The following is a 17,404-nucleotide window of genomic DNA, read 5'->3' on the forward strand; positions in this document are numbered from 1 at the left end:
TGGACGATGCTGGTCATGCGTTCAATGTCCTCAGCCCGGCAGCTTGAAGTCGGCCACGGAGCGACGCAAATCCGATGCCAGCTGGGTCAGGTGTCCGATCGATTCGGCGGTCTGCCCGGCGCCCTGCGAGGTCTGCAGGGTGATGCGGCGGATCACGCCCATGGTCTGGGTGATGTCCAGGGCCGCGGTGGACTGCTGCTGGGCGGCGGCGGAGATGTTCTTGATCAGCTCGTTCAAGTCGCTGGACACCCGCTCGATCTCGCCCAGCGCTGTGCCGGCGTCCTCGGCCAGGCGCGCGCCGGAGACCACTTCGGAGGTGGTCTGCTCCATCGAGCTGACCGCCTCGTTGGTGTCGGCCTGGATCGCCTGGACCAGCGATTCGATGCGCTTGGTCGCACCCGAGGTGCGTTCGGCCAGGCGCTGCACTTCGTCGGCCACCACCGCGAACCCGCGGCCGGCCTCGCCGGCCGAGGCCGCCTGCACCGCCGCGTTGAGCGCCAGGATGTTGGTCTGCTCGGAAATGTCGTTGATCAGTTCCACCACCGAGCCGATCTCCTGCGAGGACTCGCCCAGGCGCTTGATGCGCTTGGAGGTCTCCTGGATCTGGTCGCGGATCTGGTCCATGCCGCGGATGGTCTCGCGCACCACGCCCGCGCCCTCGGTGGCGATCAGCACCGAGCGCTGCGCCACCTCGGCCGAGTCGGTGGAGTTGCGCGAGACCTCCTCGATGCTGACCGCGATCTCGTTGATGCGGTCCGAGGCGGTGGTGATCTGCTCGGCCTGATGGTTGGCCGCCTCGGCCAGCTGCAGCGCGGTGGCCTGGGTCTCCTGGGTCGAGGCGGCCACCTGCACGGAGGTGTCGTTGATCGTGGTCACCAGGTGACGCAGTTCGTCCACCGCATAGTTGATCGCGTCGGCTATCGCCCCCGTCATGTCCTCGGTGACCGAGGCCTTAACTGTCAGGTCGCCCTCGCCCAGCGAGGAGATTTCGTCGAGCAGGCGCATGATCGCCTGCTGGTTGCGGCTGTTGTATTCGACCTGGGTCTGGTAGCGGATTTCCTGCTCGCGCTGGCGCCCGGCGTAGAGGCTGTAGAGCAACGCGATCAGCGAGAGCACCAGGATGGCGCCGCCGACGATGGTGTACCAAAGGTTGGGGAACACGCGCGTGTCGCGCACCGAGCCGAAGGCCGAGAACGCGTCGAACAGCTTCTTGCTGTCCTCCAGCATCTTGCCCGAACCCTCGGTGATCGCACCGGAGGCCGACTGCGCGGCGAACAGGCTGCGCGCGCTGCCCAGGATCGCGTCCAGGTCGCGCTTCATGCCGGTCCACAGCGTCTGCGACTGCTCCAGCGCCTGCACCGCCGCCGGCACGCGCAGCGGGGCGATGCCCAGCTCCTCGTTGCCATTGCGCAGGCCTTCGATCACCTGGCCGAACAGCAGCGCATCGCGCGCCAGCGCGTCGCCGGCCATGGTCGCCGTGCTGCCGCCGGCGCGCATCTCGGTGACGTTGCGGGCCATGCGGCCGGCCACCACCACCTGCTGCAGCGCGCTGTAGACCTGCGAGGACGGTGCGCCGCTGGCGGACATGGCGCGCACCACCTCGTTGAGCTGCGCCTGCAGCTGCGGCACCTGCGCGCCGAAGCGGTTGGCGTTGCCGGCCAGCGCCAGCACGGCCGGTTCGGCGTTGACGATCTGGCCGGCGCTTGCGTCCAGCGGTTTCCAGGTGGTCAGCAGCTGCTGCAGCGCGCCCTGCACGCCCGGCTCCTGGCCGAAGCGCTCCTGCAAGCCACTCAGCGTCTTGTTGATCTGGCCGCGGGTGGCCTTGAACGCGGCGTAGGCCGGGGCGTTGCCGCCGACGGCCTCGTTGGCCTGGTTGGCCAGCTGCTGGGACAGCACCTGCAGATCGGCCGCGCCGGTCGCGGCGCCGGACAAACGGCTGCCCTGATAGGTCGACATGGCCGTATTGGCCGTCACCACCAGGAAGGACAGCACCAGCAGGATCGCCCAGAACGTGGTCCCCATGCCGCCCAGCCTGGCCTTGGGCGTTTCCGCGGCAGTACTCATTGCTTGATCCCCGAAAAGAACATCAGTGAATGCACGCGCGCCGCCACCCCAGCGGCGCTGCGTCTCCGGCGCCGCGCTATTGCGCGGCCTGCCGGAACTCCGGCGTTCGCGCCAGCAGCGATAGCGCGAACACCCCCCAATCCTGGCCGTCGCTGGAAAACGCCTGCGAGACGAAATGTCCGAAGCGGCCATCGGCCAGCGCCCCAGGCGCGGTGACCTGGTCGCGGCCGAAGCTGCGCTGCCCGTACAGCTCGTCGATGGTCAGCGCCACATCGCCACCGGCCTGGCGCATCACCAGCACCCGCTGCCCCTCGTGCAGCACGGTCAGCTCGCCCTGAAGGAACTGCTTCAGGTCGATCACCGGGAACAGGTTGCCGCGCAGATTGCCCACGCCCAGCATCCACGGCTGCGCGCCGGGCACCGGCGTCACCGGCGGGATCGGCACGATCTCCACCACCTCATCGAAACTGGACACCAGCCGGCGCGACCCGATCCGGTAGGCGACCCCGCGCCACTGATCCTCCTCGGCGCGCGCCTGCGGCAGGGCCACCGCGTGGGCCAGGCTGCGGCGCTCGTAGTCGGCCAGGATGTCGAACGGCGTGCGGATCATGCCGACACCTGCGACGGCGCGAGGCCGGAGGCGTGGGCGGCGGGGCGATGGGAAACGGCGTCCATGGCGTTCCCTGCGGCTCAGGCGGCGACGTGGGTGCGGATGGCCTCGAGCAGCTCCTCCCGCGTGAACGGTTTGGTGAGGTACTGCTCGGACCCGACGATGCGCCCGCGCGCCTTGTCGAACAGGCCGTCCTTGGAGGACAGCATGATCACCGGCGTGCTCTTGAAGACCTGGTTGTTCTTGATCAGCGCGCAGGTCTGGTAGCCGTCCAGGCGCGGCATCATGATGTCCACGAAGATGATCTGCGGCTGCTGATCGGCGATCTTGGCCAGCGCCTCGAAGCCGTCGGTGGCGGTCACCACCTCGCAGCCCTCGCGCTTGAGCAGGGTCTCGGCCGTGCGCCGGATGGTTTTCGAATCGTCGATCACCATCACCCGCAGGCCGTCCAATCCACCGGCCTGGCTATCGTTGTCTGTCATGGCGGAGCATTCCCCTGGCGCGCGACGCTTCATCGGCGGCATCGCTGCGAAGCGCCTTATATCCCACCCGTCTACGCGGCCTGTCAAGACGGCGCAGCCGGTGGCGCGCGCTCTGTGACGCCCATTGCAGAACCGTGGGGCGCGGCCGGCGCCTGTTACCATCAAGACCCTGTCGCACCCCCTTCCCGTACGCCTCATGCCTCTCGACGTCATCGTGGTGATGGACCCCATCGGGTCGATCAAGATCGCCAAGGACACCACCTTCGCCATGCTGCTCGAGGCCCAGCGGCGTGGCCACCGGCTGCATTACGTCATTCCGGGCGGGCTGTCGCTGCGCGGCGGTGCGGCCCTGGCGCGCACCGCGCCGCTGGCCGTGGCAGACGACAAGGCCGGCTGGTTCACCCTGGGGGCCGAGACCGAGACCGTGTTCGGCCCGGGCCAGGTCGTGCTGATGCGCAAGGATCCGCCGGTCGATCCGGAATACGTCTACGACACGCAGGTGCTGGAGATCGCCCAGCGCGCCGGCGCGCTGGTGGTCAACAACCCGCAGGGCCTGCGAGACTACAACGAGAAGCTGGCCGCACTGCTGTTCCCGCAGTGCTGCCCGCCCACGCGCGTCAGCCGCAGCGCCGCCGAGCTCAAGGCCTTCGTCCACGAGCACGGCCAGGCGGTGCTCAAGCCGCTGGACGGCATGGGCGGTCGCTCGATCTTCCGCACCGGCACCGGCGATCCCAACCTCAACGTGATCCTGGAAACGCTGACCGACGGCGGCCGCAAACTGGCGCTTGCGCAGAAGTTCATCCCGGACATCAGCGCCGGCGACAAGCGCGTGCTGCTGGTCGATGGCGAGGTGATCGACTACTGCCTGGCGCGCATCCCGCAGGGCGACGAGTTCCGCGGCAACCTGGCCGCCGGCGGCCGCGGCGAGGGCCGCCCGATCAGCGAGCGCGACCGCTGGATCGCCAGCCAGGTCGGCCCGGCGATGAAGGCGCACGGCATGCTGTTCGTCGGCCTGGACGTGATCGGCGACTACCTGACCGAGGTCAACGTCACCAGCCCGACCTGCGTACGCGAGCTGGACGCCCAGTTCGGCCTGAACATCGCCGGCCAGCTGTTCGACGCGATCGAGCGCAAGCTCGCGGTCTGATCCGCGCCATGTCGTCCGCCGCGCTGCCCGCGCCCCCGCTCGACGAGAACGCCCGACTCGGCGCCACCCTGGCGCTGTCGGTGCTGATCCACGGCATCGTGCTGCTCGGGCTGGGCTTCGCGCTGGACGACAACGCGCCGGTGGTGCCGACTCTGGACGTGATCCTCAGCCAGACCAGCACGCCGCTGACGCCCAAGCAGGCCGATTTCCTGGCGGCCGCCAGCCAGCAGGGCGGCGGCGATGCGCAGAAGTCGCGGCGGCCGCGCGAAAGCCAGGCCGGCGTGGTACCGCAGGCCGAGGCCGGCGTCTCGCCGGTGCCGCTGCGCGCGCAGGCGCCCGACGCCGCCCCGCCGCCGCAGACCCGGGTCGTCACCGCCGCCGACTCGGACATCATCGTCCCGCCGCAGGAAGCGCATCCGCGCCCCGACCGGCCGGACCTGCCGCCGGGCGAGCAGAAGATCGAGCACGACATGGAAATGGCGCGCCTGGCCGCCGAGATCCATCTGCGCTCGGACCTGTACGCCAAGCGGCCCAAGCGCAAGTTCGTCTCGGCCAGCACCCAGGAATACGCCTGGGCCAACTATCTGCGCGCCTGGGTCGACCGCGCCGAGCGCGTAGGCAACCTCAACTACCCCGACGAGGCACGCCGCAAGCGCCTGTCCGGGCAGGTGGTGATCTCGGTGGCGGTGCGCCGCAACGGCACGGTCGAACAGAGCCGGATCATCCAGTCCAGCGGCGTGCCGCTGCTGGATTCGGCCGCCCTGCGCGTGGTCGCGCTGGCCGCGCCCTTCCCGCCTCTGCCCGACACCGACGAGCACGTGGACATCCTGCACGTCACCCGGACCTGGGTGTTCCTGCCGGCGGGTGAGCTGCGCGACCAGTAGGTTCACGCAAAACATGGGCGGCAGAGCGGACAGATGAGAGCCGGTGGGCGGTGCCGACGGATCCGCCTCGCCACCGTTGACCACCCCCGTGTAGAGCGGAGCTTGCTCCGCTGCGCTTGTGCAGGATCGTTGGCAAAGCCCCAGCGGAGCAAGCTCCGCTCTACACGGCCGCGAGGTGATGTGAAGAGACAGGTGCTCCCCAGGCACGCGGCGCATCGCATCGTGTGGGCTGCCCTGGCGGCGATCAGGCTTTCCCGAAGAAGCCGCTTCGCACAAGACCCCACATATTCATCCTCCTGTCTTCGCCGCCTTCGCCGCGCGCAGCGCCTGCTGCTCCTCCAGCGTCAGCGCCACGTTGTTGCGCAGGTAGGCCGGTTCGACGGATTCGGGAGACGGGCGCTCACCGCGCGCCCAGGCCTGCAGCGCCAGAGTGGCCACGTCGGCGGCATGCGGCAGCGCGCCTGCTTCCACGGCGATGAGTTGGTCCTGCAGCCGCGCGGCAAGCGCGCCGTCAACCGCGGCGAATCCGGTGCCCACGGCCTGCCACCCGCCTTCACCATCGGCCAGCGCGACCGCCTCGGGCGCGCCCAACGTCTCGGCATCCAGCGCCTCCAGCACCTCGCCCTGGCGGCGATAGCAGGCGGAATACACCTCACCCATGCGCGCGTCGATCGCGGTCACCACGCGGGTAGCCTCGGCAGGGGCACGCAGCGCCAGCGCCTGTAGCGTCGACACCGGCAGCAGCGGCCGGTCCAGGGCCAGCGCCAGGCCCTGGCCCAGCGCGATCGCCAAGCGCACGCCAGTAAACGCGCCGGGCCCGCGCCCCACCGCGATCGCATCGAGCTGAGACTTGGCCACGCCCGCCTGGTCCAGCAGCGCCTGCGCCCACGGCAGCGCCAGTTCGGCATGGCGACGCGGCGCGAGCTCGAAGCGCTCGATCACCTGACCATCGACGGACAGGGCAACCGAACAGGCTTCGGTGGAGGTTTCAAAGGCGAGCAGGCGCATGCGGCGGATCGGAAGCGAAAAGGCAGTGCGCCATTCTGCCCCCTCGCACCGGCGCGGCCAAACGCGCCAGGGTTGCCTGTACCCACAGGCCTCCCCGTCGCTGCCATGCACACGCACGGTGCAGCTCGCGCTTGCTGGGGAAAGTGCTCATTACCGTCGTCCCCGACAAAGCGGGAACCCAGCGACTTTCGCGCGCAGGAGCCAGAGGCACTGGGTTCCCGCTTTCGCGGGAACGACGATAGAAGGTTTGTCGACGGCGCTTCGCCTTCTGCAGCGGGGGCCGAAGCGAGGCGCTTGCCTCATCCTTCACCTCGAGCCGCCGTCGGCCACGCGAAGGCGCCAAAAGCAAAACGGGCCGCCCGAAGGCGACCCGTCGTGTGCAACAAGCAGCTGGCGGCGCGGCTTACTTCACCAGCGCAGCGATCGCGGCACCCAGATCGCCCGGCGAGCGGACGGTCTTGACGCCCGCGGCTTCCATCGCCGCGAACTTGCCTTCGGCCGTGCCCTTGCCGCCCGAGGCGATCGCACCGGCATGGCCCATGCGCTTGCCCGCCGGGGCCGAGGCACCGGCGATGAAGCCGACGACCGGCTTCTTGACGTGCTTGGCGATGTACTCGGCGCCGGCTTCCTCGGCGTCGCCGCCGATCTCGCCAACCATGATGATGCCCTCGGTCTGCGGGTCTTCGTTGAACAGCTTGAGGCAGTCGACGAAGTTCAGGCCGTTGATCGGGTCGCCGCCGATGCCGATGCAGGTGCTCTGACCCAGGCCGACCTCGGTAGTCTGCTTGACCGCTTCATAGGTCAGCGTGCCCGAACGCGAGACGATGCCGATCTTGCCCGGCTTGTGGATGTGGCCCGGCATGATGCCGATCTTACACTCGCCCGGGGTGATCACGCCGGGGCAGTTGGGCCCGATCAGCACGGTGTCCGGGTGGGCGCGGGTGAGCACGTTCTTGACGCGCAGCATGTCCAGCACCGGGATGCCTTCGGTGATGCACACGATGACCTTGATGCCGGCCGCGGCCGCTTCCAGGATCGCGTCGGCCGCGAACGGCGGCGGCACGTAGATGACCGAGGCGTCGGCGCCGGTGGCCTGCACCGCATCGGCCACGGTGTTGAACACCGGCAGCTCGAGGTGGGTGGTGCCGCCCTTGCCGGGGGTCACGCCGCCGACCACCTGGGTGCCGTAATCGAGCATCTGGGTGGCGTGGAAGGTGCCCTGCTGGCCGGTGAAGCCCTGCACGATCACCTTGGTGTTCTTGTTGATAAGGACAGACATTGGATTTCCTTCGGTGTCGTGGATCAGGCGGCGTTCTTGACGGCTTCAACGACCTTCTTGGCGCCGTCGTTGATGTTGTCGGCCGGGATGATGGCCATGCCGCTGTCGCGCAGCAGTTGCTTGCCTTCCTCCACGTTGGTGCCTTCCAGGCGCACGACCACCGGCACCTTGACGCCCACTTCCTTGACCGCGGCGATGATGCCCTCGGCGATCATGTCGCAGCGCACGATGCCGCCAAAGATGTTGACGAAGATGCCCTGCACCTTGTCCGAGGACAGGATGAGCTTGAAGGCCTCGATCACGCGCTGCTTGTTGGCACCGCCGCCCACGTCCAGGAAGTTGGCCGGCTCGCCGCCGTTGAGCTTGATCACGTCCATGGTGGCCATGGCCAGGCCGGCGCCGTTGACCATGCAGCCGATGTTGCCGTCCATGGTCACGTAGTTGATGTCCAGCTCCGAGGCGATCACCTCGGTCGGATCTTCCTGGGTCTTGTCGCGCATCGCGACCAGATCCTTGTGACGGAAGTTGGCGTTGTCGTCGCTGTTGAACTTGCCGTCCAGCGCGTACAGGTTGCCATCGTCCAGGATCGCCAGCGGGTTGATCTCGACCAGCGCCAGGTCCTTGTCGTTGAAGATGCGGTACAGGTTGACCATGATGCTTGCCAGCTGGCCGGCCTGCTTGGCGGTCAGGCCCAGCTTGAAGCCGATGTCGCGGCCGTGGTAGCCCTGCACGCCCTCGACGAAGTCCACGTTGAGCGTGTGGATCTTGTCCGGGGTCTCGGCGGCGACCTGCTCGATCTCCATGCCGCCCTCGGAAGAGGCGATGTAGGTGATGGTCTTGGTGCCACGGTCGACCAGGACCGACAGGTACAGCTCCTTGACGATCTCGCCGGCGGTGGTCACCAGCACCAGGCCGATCGGCAGTTCGACGCCGGCGGTCTGGTAGGTCGCCATCTTGGTGCCGAGCATCTTGGCCGCGGCCGCCTTCACATCGTCGGTCGTCTTGCAGAACTTGACGCCACCCGCCTTGCCGCGGCCACCGGCGTGGATCTGGGCCTTGACCATCCAAGGGCCCTGCCCCAGCGACTTGGCCACTTCAACCGCTTCGTCCGGGGTCGCGGCGACCTTGCCGGCCGGGACCGGGATGCCGTATTCGGCAAGCAGTTGTTTTGCCTGGTATTCGTGGAAATTCATGCGTCACCGTATAGATAAGGTCAGTACGCATCGCGCGCGTCGGCGCGCCCTCCTCAAGACGGGGGCAGCCTGGGCGCCGATGGGCCGCACATTGTCGCCCATGGCGCTGTTGCGACGCAAAAGCGGCGGTTTTGGCGCCGGGCTCCTATACTCGGGTTCGTTCCATCCAGTGGAAGGATTCGTCCAACTTGAGTAACGGGCCCGCCAAGACGCCGACCCTGCCACTGGCCTCGGTTCCGCGGCGCGAGCTGTATTCGCTGGCCCTGTACCGGGTCCTGGAGGCCGGCATTCTCGCCGGCATCCTGTTCAGCCCACTCTCGGACATCCTGAGCAGCGGCGAAGTCCGCTCGCCCTGGCTGGCCACCTGCGCCACGGTGTTCTACCTGCTGTTCTCGGTGGCGATGCTGGTCTTCGGCCGCAACGAAAAACGCCTGCTACCGATCGTGATCGTCGGCGTCTGCGTCGACATCGCAGTGGCCTGCGTGGTGACCTCGGCCCTGCCCGAAGCCGCGCCGGGCGTGGCCATGCTGCTGCTGTTCAACGTGGCCGCCGCCTGCGCCCTGCTGCCGCTGCGCTGGGGCATCGGCGTGGCCGTGTTCGCGACGGCGGCGCACTTCTCGCAATACCTAGTGGCCGCTTTCGCGCTGAACGCACCCCCGCGGCCTGTGGCCGAGGTCGTGATGTTCTGCATCAGCTACCTGGCCGTGGGCCTGCTGTCGGTGCAGGTCGGCCTGCGCGCGCGGCGCAGCCAGCAGCTGGCCGACGAACGGGGGGCCGAGGTCGCCAACCTGGTGGAGGTCAACGAGCTGATCATCCGCCGCATGCGCACCGGCGTGCTGGTGGTCGACGGCGGCGGGCGCATCCGCCTGTCCAACGAAGCGGCGACGGCCCTGATAGGCGCGGTCGCCGAGGTGCCCGAGGCCAGCGAGGGCAATCTGCTGCAGAACGTGTCCCCGGAGCTGGCCCGGCGCATGCAGCGCTGGCGCAACGGTTGGCAGCAGGACGAGACCCCGCTGGCGCTCTCGCCCGACCAGCCGGACATCCAACCGCGCTTCGCCCGCCTGCTGGCCGGCAGCGACCTCTCGCTCGTGTTCCTGGACGACGCCACGGTGGTCTCGCGCCGGGCCGAATCGCTGACCCTGGCGGCGCTGGGACGCTTCTCGGCCAGCCTGGCCCATGAGATCCGCAATCCCCTGGCCGCCATCAACTACGCGGTGCAGCTGCTGGAAGAATCGCGCGAGTTCAATGCCAGCGATCGCCACCTGCTGGGCATCATCCACCAGCAGTGCCAGCGCACCAATGGCATCGTCGAGAGCGTGCTGGGCCTGGCCCGGCGCGAGCGCGCCATCCCCGAGCACACCGACCTCAACCTCTTCGCCCGCCAGTTCGTCGACGAGTACCAGCAGTCGATGTCGATCGAGACCGACAGCCTGGAAGCGGTTACCGGCAGGCATCAGGTCACCGCCCTGGTCGATCCGCGCCACCTGCACCAGGTCTGCACGGTGCTGGTCCACAACGCCTTCAACTACGGCCGCCTGCCAGGCGAGCCGGCGCGCGTGCGCCTGCGCGTGTTCCAGCTCGACAAACGCGCCATGATCGACGTGCTCGATCGCGGACCCGGCATCCCGCCCTCGGTTGCGGCGCAGCTGTTCCGGCCGTTCTTCACCACCTCCGAGCACGGCACCGGGCTGGGCCTGTATATCGCCCAGGAGCTGTGCCGGGCCAACCAGGCGACGCTGGACTATGTCTCGGTGCCCGGAGGCGGCAGCTGTTTCCGCATCGCCATGCCCGGGCCCAACGCCCTGCTGACGAACTGACGCGTGAGGGGTTGCGCCGATTCCGCGGCGCGCCTCTCGCTCGCCGGCCCGTTCAGCCGGTAGACTGGCGGCGAACCACGCGAGACCACGATGAGCGACCCCCGAAGCGCCCTGATCGTCGATGACGAACGCGATATCCGCGAACTGCTGACCCTCACCCTGGGCCGCATGGGCATCCGCATCGACACCGCCGCCAACCTGGGCGAGGCACGCGCGCTACTGGCCCGCAATGCCTACGACCTGTGCTTCACCGACATGCGCCTGCCCGACGGCAACGGCATCGAGCTGGTGGGCGAGATCTCGCGCCAGTTCCCCAAGACGCCGGTGGCGATGATCACCGCGTTCGGCAATGTCGAACTGGCGGTGGAAGCGCTCAAGGCCGGCGCCTTCGATTTCGTCAGCAAGCCGGTGGACATCAACGTCCTGCGCGGCCTGGTCAAGCACGCACTGGAACTCAACAACGTCGAACGCCCCTCGCCGGCGCCCGCGCCGGCCCAGCACGCCATGCGCCTGCTGGGCGAGTCGTCCGCCATGCGCGAGCTGCGCGACACCATCGCCAAGGTCGCGCGCAGCCAGGCGCCGGTCTACATCCTCGGCGAGTCGGGCGTGGGCAAGGAACTGGTAGCCCGTACGATTCATGAGCAGGGCGCGCGCTCGTCCGGCCCCTTCGTGCCGGTCAACTGCGGCGCGATCCCCGCAGAGCTGATGGAAAGCGAGTTCTTTGGCCACAAGAAAGGCAGCTTCACCGGCGCGCACGCCGACAAGCAGGGTCTGTTTCAGGCGGCTAGCGGCGGCACCCTGTTCCTGGACGAGGTGGCCGAACTCCCGCTGCCCATGCAGGTCAAGCTGCTGCGTGCCATCCAGGAGAAGGCCGTGCGCCCGGTCGGCGCCTCGGGAGAGATCCAGGTCGACGTGCGTATCCTGTCGGCCACCCACAAGGACCTGGGCGAACTGGCCCACGACGGCCGCTTCCGCCACGACCTGTACTACCGCATCAACGTCATCGAACTGCGCGTCCCCCCGCTGCGCGAACGCACCGGCGACCTGCCGCAGCTGACCGGCGCCATCCTTAACCGGCTGGCAGGCAGCCAGGGACGCCCGGCCCCGCGCCTGACCCCAGCCGCGGCGGATGCGCTGTCGCAGTACGCGTTCCCTGGCAACGTCCGTGAGCTGGAGAACATCCTCGAGCGCGCCATGGCCATGGCCGACGAGGAGGCCATCGATGCCAGCGATCTGCGCCTGCCGCAGGGTGAGCGCCGATCTGCCGCGGCGCAGCCTCCCGCGCAGTCCCCGCCGCCCCAGGACTATGACCCGTTCCGCTCCGCACCCGCTCCCCAGTTCGGCCAAGGCGTGCCGTCGCAATCCGGCGCCTCGTCCGCGCCAACGGCCAATGAAGCCGAAGGTCCGCTCCCCTCCTACATCGAACAGATGGAGCGCGCCGCCATTCACAAGGCCCTGGAGGACAACCGCTGGAATAAGACCAAGGCTGCGGCCCAGCTCGGCATCACCTTCCGCGCCCTGCGCTACAAGCTCAAGAAGCTCGGCATCGAATGAGGTCGGGCCTGGGAATCGCGAGCGACCTGAAAGTGAGACTTGGTGTGCGACTTGAATTGAGACTTCGGCCCGCTTCTTTCAGTAAATCTTTCTCCATTGACCAGCGACTGACGCGATGCGTCACTTTTTGACGCAACAAGGCAGAAGCGGATCGAGGGTCCGTTGCGCAACCGCCCCAACTGCGGGTGACTTGCCCACCACTGGGCCATGCAGCCATGACGGCGTTGGCACGCTTCGTGCTATACACCACTCGCACGTGGGTATCCACGGCGCCCACGGTCCGCGACATACCAGGGACACGGGGAGACAGTGTCCCTCAACCAGTTCCACCACCCTTCGAAGGAATTGCTCATGAAGAAGAACATGCAGGGCTTCACCCTCATCGAACTGATGATCGTGGTCGCCATCATCGCCATCCTGGCCGCCATCGCGCTGCCGGCTTATCAGGACTATGTCGCTCGCTCGCAGGTGTCCGAGGCCGCCACGCTGGCCTCAGGGGCGAAGACCGCCGTGACCGAGCAGTACGCCAATGTGGGGGATTTCAGCGGTATCACCAACTCGACCGCTGGGCTGGCTCCCGCTGCCAGCATCAGTGGCAAGTATGTTACATCTGTAACCGTTGCTGCCGGCAAGATTACGGCTGCCATGGGTAATTCCGCTAGCGCCAAGGCCGCAGGCAATCTCGTCTACAGCCCGATCGACACCGGCGGTTCGGTCACTTGGTCTTGCAATGCTGCCGCTGGTACCACTATCAATTCCAAGTACCTGCCGAGCGCTTGCCGCTAATTTGAGCAGCAACGCGATATCGAATATGAAGGGCCGCTAGCGCGGCCCTTTTTTTTAGGGACTATCTCATGGCAAGACGTGCCGGAGTGAGCGCGAGGCTGGGTAGCCTACTTATGGCGTTGACGGCTTGCATCTACTTCCCCGGCCTGTCAGGAGGCTTCATCTTTGACGACTTTCCCAACCTTGTCTTCGACGACAGCTGGAGATTCCAGCATCTGTCCTGGGACGAGGTACGGCGCCTATTTCAATCCGGCATTAGCAGTCCCACGGGTCGCCCGCTAGCACTCCTGAGCTTTAATTTGAACTACCTAGCGACGGGGCTCGATCCCTTCGCTCTCAAGCTCACTTCGTTGGCTATGCATCTGGTCAATGCCTTTCTGGTGTGGGCGCTGATAAACCGCCTCCTTGTCCTCGCAGGAACCCGCAAGCCGGCCTCTGAATATGCCGCCTGGACGGTCACGGCCATCTGGATGCTGCATCCCCTGCAAGTTTCGACAGTTCTGTACGTCGTCCAGCGCATGGAAATCGGCGCTGCCACAGGCACGCTTGCCGCCGTGCTTGCCTATGTCGTTGCGCGTCAACGTCAATGCCAGGGCTTGCACGCGTGGCCCGGCTTTATGTTGACGATTCTTTTCATACTACTTGGCACAGGCTTCAAGGAAACGGCGCTTCTTGCGCCCGGCTATTGCTTCCTGATCGAACTATTCGTCCTTCGCTTCCACACGCGTAGCGGCCTGGCGTCCCGCGGATTGATCCTGCTTTACGTGGTGCTGGGCGTTGTAGCGGCGGCCGCCGTCGCCCGTTGGATCGTTCTGCCAACGCTCTCGCTGCCCGTCAATCTTTCGGCTCGGCGCTTTACGCCTTTTGAACGCCTGATGACACAGGGCCCGGTCCTAACCACCTATCTGCAACAGATCATGCTCCCGCGATTGGACAGCCTGACCTTTTATTACGATAACTTCCCCATTTCACGGGGATGGTGGTCACCACCTGCAACCGCAGTGAGCGCTGCGTTCGTGATCATCCTGCTCACCGTCGCAGCGCTTGCCAAGCCTGCGTGGTCATTGACCGGGCTGGGAATAACATGGTTCTTCATGGGGCACGCGCTGACAAGCAATGTCCTGATGCTGGAGCTTGCCTTCCAGCACCGCAATTACTTGCCATTGCTCGGCATTCCGCTGGCGCTTGTTGAGCCAGTTCAATGGGCTCTGAGACGACTCAGCGTTCATGCACGCATTGCCCTCTTGCTTTGCGTCGTCGCTTGGCTCGCAACCCTGTGCGCGCTTGAGGTCCGCACATGGGCTAACCCCGCACGCCTTGACTGGACACTGGAGAATCGCAATCCGGGTTCGATGCGCGCCACCTATGCGCTGGGTGCGCGTCTGCTGCAAAGCGCCCGGGGCGACACCGGCAGTACCAACTGGTCTATGGCCAAGGCAGAGTTCGAGAAGTCCGCATCGGAGGCCGAGCCGTCGCCCCTGCCTCTGCAGGCCATCATTCTGATGGAGAGCCAAGCTAAACAGCCCATACCTGCCTCCCGCTGGAGCCGTCTTGGCGATGCGCTGGTCCGGCGAACTGTCGACCCGGAGACCCTCAACTCCCTCTACGCGATCATCCAATGTCGGATCGAAGGCCGCTGCATTCTCGACGATCGACGGTTGATTGCGACACTGGACCGCGTCTTAGAGCGAAATCCTTCCAGTCCCGAAGTGCTTACACTTCGCGCAAATGCCGCTTGGAACATCTCGCACGATCCCGACGAGGCTATCGCGCTCCAACGCAAGGCCGTGCGTCTGGATCCGGTTTCCGGGGGTTACCGCGTCGCCTTGGCGAAGTTCCTGCTCGCCTCAGGCGCGCATGGCGAGGGCATGGAGATGTTGTCGCAGCTCGAACGCAAACCTGGCAGTGTGTCGTGGGAGGAACTGCGTACGCTGCACATGCTTGCCCGCGCCGCGGCACCAGCAGAGAAAGCGCGATGAACGGAGATAGTGCATTTACCCCGATGGAGCTGTTGAACGTGATGTTCATCACCGACATCCCCGCCGCCATCGGACTGCCGGACTACCTTAACTCCACGATCCGGACGCTGATCGCTGAAGACCTCTTCTCGGCTACGCACTCATTGTCAGATGCAGCCGCATACGACGCCGCAAGCAGTCCGAGCGACAATACCAGCGCGGGCATCGCTCCGGCAGATTCGATCAACGGCAGGTATTTCACTTTCGTCACCTTGCACGCCAAGGGACAAGTTGCAATTGCATATAGGGACTCCGCCAATCTGAAATTTGCAGGCCAGACCCACCGGCTTTCGTTAAAGAATGAAAGCCATAAGCGGCTCTGGAACTGCGCTGGACTCCCACTCCATTACATGCGAACCGCGTGACGTTGATGCGCCGCTCGCATTTCCATGCTTTATTCACTTGTTCGACAGGCGTGCTAAAACGCTTGCGTCCGTGCCTGGGAGGTCTGCTGTTACTAGTGGTACTCGCAATCTCCTTCGCAGTCTATCGACCAGGACTGGCGGGCGGATTTTTATTCGATGACTTCGCTAATCTTCCCGCGTTGGGGCGATACGGCGGAGTACGCGACCTGCATTCGCTCCTCTGGTACCTGACCTCTGGCATCGCCGATCCTGCCGGGCGCCCAGTTGCGCTACTGTCATTCTTGGTCGACGCGCATAACTGGCCCGCTGCGGCATTTTCGTTCAAGCGCACCAATGTTTGCATTCACTTGCTCAACGGCGTTCTGCTCTGGCTGGTATTACGCGTACTTGGGCGGCGGATTCTGCCTGAACGCCAATCGGATTGGGTCGCACTGGGAGGCGCCACACTATGGTTGCTGCATCCGCTATGGGTCTCTACCGTCCTGTACATCATCCAGCGACAGGCAATGCTAGCGGCGACGTTCAGTCTGGTCGGCGTGCTGGCCTGGAACTCCGCGATACATGCGTTCGCACGCGGGCGCACCAAGACTGGCTGGATTCTCGCGATCCTGGCTGTCCCGGTCTGTGGCCTACTGGCTGGCCTGAGCAAGGCAAATGGCTTCCTGCTTCCGTTGCTGCTCTGGACACTTGATACAACCATCATGGCTGCGCAACGCGCGCGCGCGGCTGAGCCCTCTACTTCACCAGCACTTGCGCGCTTGATCATGCTTCATGTTCCTGCCGTGGCCGTGTTGGCGGGAATAATGGTGATGGGAGTCGCTGCGGCTCCGGGCCTGCCTGCAGAACGCGGCTGGACGCTAACACAGCGCCTAATGACCGAACCCAGGGTTTTGCTTGACTACTTCCATCTGCTGCTCATCCCGCGGACCGACACCTCGGGCGTCTTCGCCGATGATGTGCGTGTCTCGACGAAACTGCTGCAACCGTGGACGACGCTGCCGGCAATTATTGGCTTGGTACTGCTTGCATTTTCGGCGTGGCGATATCGCCTACGGTGGCCCATCCCCAGCGCGGCGATTCTGTTTTTCCTCGCTGGTCATGTGATGGAGAGCTCCTTCATCGGACTGGAGTTGTACTTCGAGCACCGAAACTACCTGCCCGCTATGCTGCTGTTCTGGCCCATCGCGCATGTGTGCCTTCGGACCGGTCCATTGCTGATCTACAGGGTGGGAGCACTTTCCATATCGTGCTGCCTGCTCGCCGCGCTGACTCTGCAACTGACGCACGACTGGTCCAACCCGCTCGCTTTGGCGGACCGCTGGGCTGCAGTTAATCCCACCTCAGCCCGAGCACAGAGCTATGCAGCGACTATGGAAATGGTGGCCGGTCACCCAGAGCTCGCCATCCAGCGCCTCGCGCCGCTCTCGAGGCTGGTGCCTGGTGAGATTCAGTACGCCGTTGTGCTTACATCCGCCTACTGTGAGATGGGACATGTGCCAGATCTCGCCCTGCAGTCCACCATTGGCGCGCTGCGGCACAGCGGCCTGCAGGCAGATGTTGCTTATCAGTGGCTGGTCAAGTTGCTTGTGCCAGGCTCAACCGAACCATGCGCGGGACTCCCAACCACGGTACTGCACAACTTTGCGGCCTCATCACTGGTCCGTGAGTTCTCTTTGATCGAACCAAGGTCGCGCGCCTATTACATACGAGGGCTTCTGGCGCTTAAGGAAAAGAAGTGCCCATCCGCGCTGGACGCCTTTAAGAAGCGCCTCGACGTTCAGCGCCGGCCGGAGGCCGCACAAAGCGAGATCGTGCTGCTTGCTACGCACTGTTCGGCACGTGATGGAATTGCGTTGCTCGACCATTATCAGACCTCAGCCCAGCCAATCGCGCCAGCACCGTCGCCCGCCCTGAGACTGCGCGACTGGCTCATTGCACGTGACGGCTACTGGGATACGGAATGGGAGAGACTACGCGACGTTTTGGTCGAGGACGAGAAACATGAGACTGATGACGAGAGAATCCGCACACAATGATCAAACCCCGCATGAGGACTAGAAAGAGCGAGCGACCAGGAGAAGCTATCGCGCAGCAGGATAACGAGCATGCGCCGGCACGCGCATCGCATCCCTCCAAACCTCCTCGCACGGCAATCTCTAACATGACCCAACCCACTTGTGGGCGGGCCGCAGGTGAT

The 17,404-nt window shown here is 65.7% G+C and carries 14 protein-coding genes; 8 read left to right on the top strand and 6 right to left on the bottom strand.

Features of this window, described 5'->3' with window-relative positions; translation table 11 throughout:
- Positions 1 to 30 precede the first annotated feature (30 nt).
- The 3 genes from WFQ05_RS15740 to pilG form a co-directional block, all read right to left on the bottom strand.
- The gene (locus WFQ05_RS15740; RefSeq protein ID WP_130519273.1) at positions 31 to 2,064 is read right to left on the bottom strand and encodes a methyl-accepting chemotaxis protein; all 2,034 of its coding nucleotides are present in this window, start codon (positions 2,062 to 2,064) and stop codon (positions 31 to 33) included.
- Between the two features lie 76 nt (positions 2,065 to 2,140).
- The gene (locus WFQ05_RS15745; protein ID WP_337054566.1) at positions 2,141 to 2,671 is read right to left on the bottom strand and encodes a chemotaxis protein CheW; all 531 of its coding nucleotides are present in this window, start codon (positions 2,669 to 2,671) and stop codon (positions 2,141 to 2,143) included.
- A gap of 83 nt (positions 2,672 to 2,754) precedes the next feature.
- Positions 2,755 to 3,156, bottom strand: coding sequence for a twitching motility response regulator PilG (pilG, locus tag WFQ05_RS15750; RefSeq protein ID WP_130519276.1), 402 nt, complete (start codon positions 3,154 to 3,156; stop codon positions 2,755 to 2,757).
- 196 nt (positions 3,157 to 3,352) lie between these two features.
- Here pilG and gshB point away from each other — a divergent pair, with 196 nt between their 5' ends.
- Together gshB and WFQ05_RS15760 are read left to right on the top strand one after the other, a co-directional pair.
- On the top strand, positions 3,353 to 4,303 hold the full coding sequence (gene gshB, locus WFQ05_RS15755; RefSeq protein ID WP_337054494.1) for a glutathione synthase: 951 nt from the start codon (positions 3,353 to 3,355) through the stop codon (positions 4,301 to 4,303).
- An 8-nt stretch (positions 4,304 to 4,311) separates the two neighbouring features.
- The gene (locus tag WFQ05_RS15760; RefSeq protein ID WP_130523587.1) at positions 4,312 to 5,187 is read left to right on the top strand and encodes a TonB family protein; all 876 of its coding nucleotides are present in this window, start codon (positions 4,312 to 4,314) and stop codon (positions 5,185 to 5,187) included.
- A gap of 288 nt (positions 5,188 to 5,475) precedes the next feature.
- On the opposite strand, the gene tsaB is transcribed toward WFQ05_RS15760, so the two are convergent.
- The 3 genes from tsaB to sucC form a co-directional block, all read right to left on the bottom strand.
- Complete coding sequence (gene tsaB, locus WFQ05_RS15765; protein WP_337054495.1) at positions 5,476 to 6,195, bottom strand: tRNA (adenosine(37)-N6)-threonylcarbamoyltransferase complex dimerization subunit type 1 TsaB; 720 nt, start codon at positions 6,193 to 6,195, stop codon at positions 5,476 to 5,478.
- 403 nt (positions 6,196 to 6,598) lie between these two features.
- Positions 6,599 to 7,474, bottom strand: a complete 876-nt coding sequence (gene sucD, locus WFQ05_RS15770; protein WP_130519284.1) for a succinate--CoA ligase subunit alpha — start codon at positions 7,472 to 7,474, stop codon at positions 6,599 to 6,601.
- Positions 7,475 to 7,497: 23 nt separating this feature from the next.
- Positions 7,498 to 8,667: an ADP-forming succinate--CoA ligase subunit beta gene (gene sucC / locus WFQ05_RS15775; protein ID WP_130519285.1), complete on the bottom strand. Its 1,170-nt coding sequence runs from the start codon at positions 8,665 to 8,667 to the stop codon at positions 7,498 to 7,500.
- A 188-nt stretch (positions 8,668 to 8,855) separates the two neighbouring features.
- Between sucC and WFQ05_RS15780 the strand changes: the two genes are divergently transcribed.
- The 6 genes from WFQ05_RS15780 to WFQ05_RS15805 all read left to right on the top strand — a co-directional run bounded on the left by WFQ05_RS15780 (position 8,856) and on the right by WFQ05_RS15805 (position 17,243).
- Positions 8,856 to 10,484, top strand: a complete 1,629-nt coding sequence (locus WFQ05_RS15780; protein ID WP_337054496.1) for an ATP-binding protein — start codon at positions 8,856 to 8,858, stop codon at positions 10,482 to 10,484.
- 90 nt (positions 10,485 to 10,574) lie between these two features.
- Positions 10,575 to 12,038, top strand: a complete 1,464-nt coding sequence (locus tag WFQ05_RS15785) for a sigma-54 dependent transcriptional regulator (protein ID WP_337054497.1) — start codon at positions 10,575 to 10,577, stop codon at positions 12,036 to 12,038.
- A 351-nt stretch (positions 12,039 to 12,389) separates the two neighbouring features.
- Positions 12,390 to 12,824: a pilin gene (locus WFQ05_RS15790; RefSeq protein WP_337054498.1), complete on the top strand. Its 435-nt coding sequence runs from the start codon at positions 12,390 to 12,392 to the stop codon at positions 12,822 to 12,824.
- Between the two features lie 68 nt (positions 12,825 to 12,892).
- Positions 12,893 to 14,803, top strand: a complete 1,911-nt coding sequence (locus WFQ05_RS15795) for a hypothetical protein (RefSeq protein ID WP_337054499.1) — start codon at positions 12,893 to 12,895, stop codon at positions 14,801 to 14,803.
- Positions 14,804 to 14,844: 41 nt separating this feature from the next.
- On the top strand, positions 14,845 to 15,207 hold the full coding sequence (locus WFQ05_RS15800) for a hypothetical protein (protein WP_337054500.1): 363 nt from the start codon (positions 14,845 to 14,847) through the stop codon (positions 15,205 to 15,207).
- Positions 15,204 to 17,243 (top strand): tetratricopeptide repeat protein, encoded by a 2,040-nt coding sequence (locus WFQ05_RS15805; protein ID WP_337054501.1) that lies wholly within the window; start codon positions 15,204 to 15,206, stop codon positions 17,241 to 17,243. The genes WFQ05_RS15800 and WFQ05_RS15805 overlap by 4 nt, the downstream gene beginning before the upstream one ends.
- The last annotated feature ends 161 nt before the right edge of the window (positions 17,244 to 17,404 follow it).

Origin of the sequence: Pseudoxanthomonas sp. USHLN014 (genome assembly GCF_037153335.1) — a bacterium.
GTDB classification, from domain to species: domain Bacteria; phylum Pseudomonadota; class Gammaproteobacteria; order Xanthomonadales; family Xanthomonadaceae; genus Pseudoxanthomonas_A; species Pseudoxanthomonas_A winnipegensis.

Bases quoted from the DNA above. Each gene is read 5' to 3' on its own strand.
- WFQ05_RS15790 (WP_337054498.1), top strand. From the start codon at position 12,390: ATGAAGAAGAACATGCAGGGCTTCACCCTCATCGAACTGATGATCGTG.
- pilG (WP_130519276.1), bottom strand. From the start codon at position 3,156: ATGACAGACAACGATAGCCAGGCCGGTGGATTGGACGGCCTGCGGGTG.
- sucC (WP_130519285.1), bottom strand. From the start codon at position 8,667: ATGAATTTCCACGAATACCAGGCAAAACAACTGCTTGCCGAATACGGC.
- tsaB (WP_337054495.1), bottom strand. From the start codon at position 6,195: ATGCGCCTGCTCGCCTTTGAAACCTCCACCGAAGCCTGTTCGGTTGCC.
- WFQ05_RS15800 (WP_337054500.1), top strand. From the start codon at position 14,845: ATGTTCATCACCGACATCCCCGCCGCCATCGGACTGCCGGACTACCTT.
- WFQ05_RS15795 (WP_337054499.1), top strand. From the start codon at position 12,893: ATGGCAAGACGTGCCGGAGTGAGCGCGAGGCTGGGTAGCCTACTTATG.
- sucD (WP_130519284.1), bottom strand. From the start codon at position 7,474: ATGTCTGTCCTTATCAACAAGAACACCAAGGTGATCGTGCAGGGCTTC.
- WFQ05_RS15760 (WP_130523587.1), top strand. From the start codon at position 4,312: ATGTCGTCCGCCGCGCTGCCCGCGCCCCCGCTCGACGAGAACGCCCGA.
- gshB (WP_337054494.1), top strand. From the start codon at position 3,353: ATGCCTCTCGACGTCATCGTGGTGATGGACCCCATCGGGTCGATCAAG.
- WFQ05_RS15785 (WP_337054497.1), top strand. From the start codon at position 10,575: ATGAGCGACCCCCGAAGCGCCCTGATCGTCGATGACGAACGCGATATC.
- WFQ05_RS15740 (WP_130519273.1), bottom strand. From the start codon at position 2,064: ATGAGTACTGCCGCGGAAACGCCCAAGGCCAGGCTGGGCGGCATGGGG.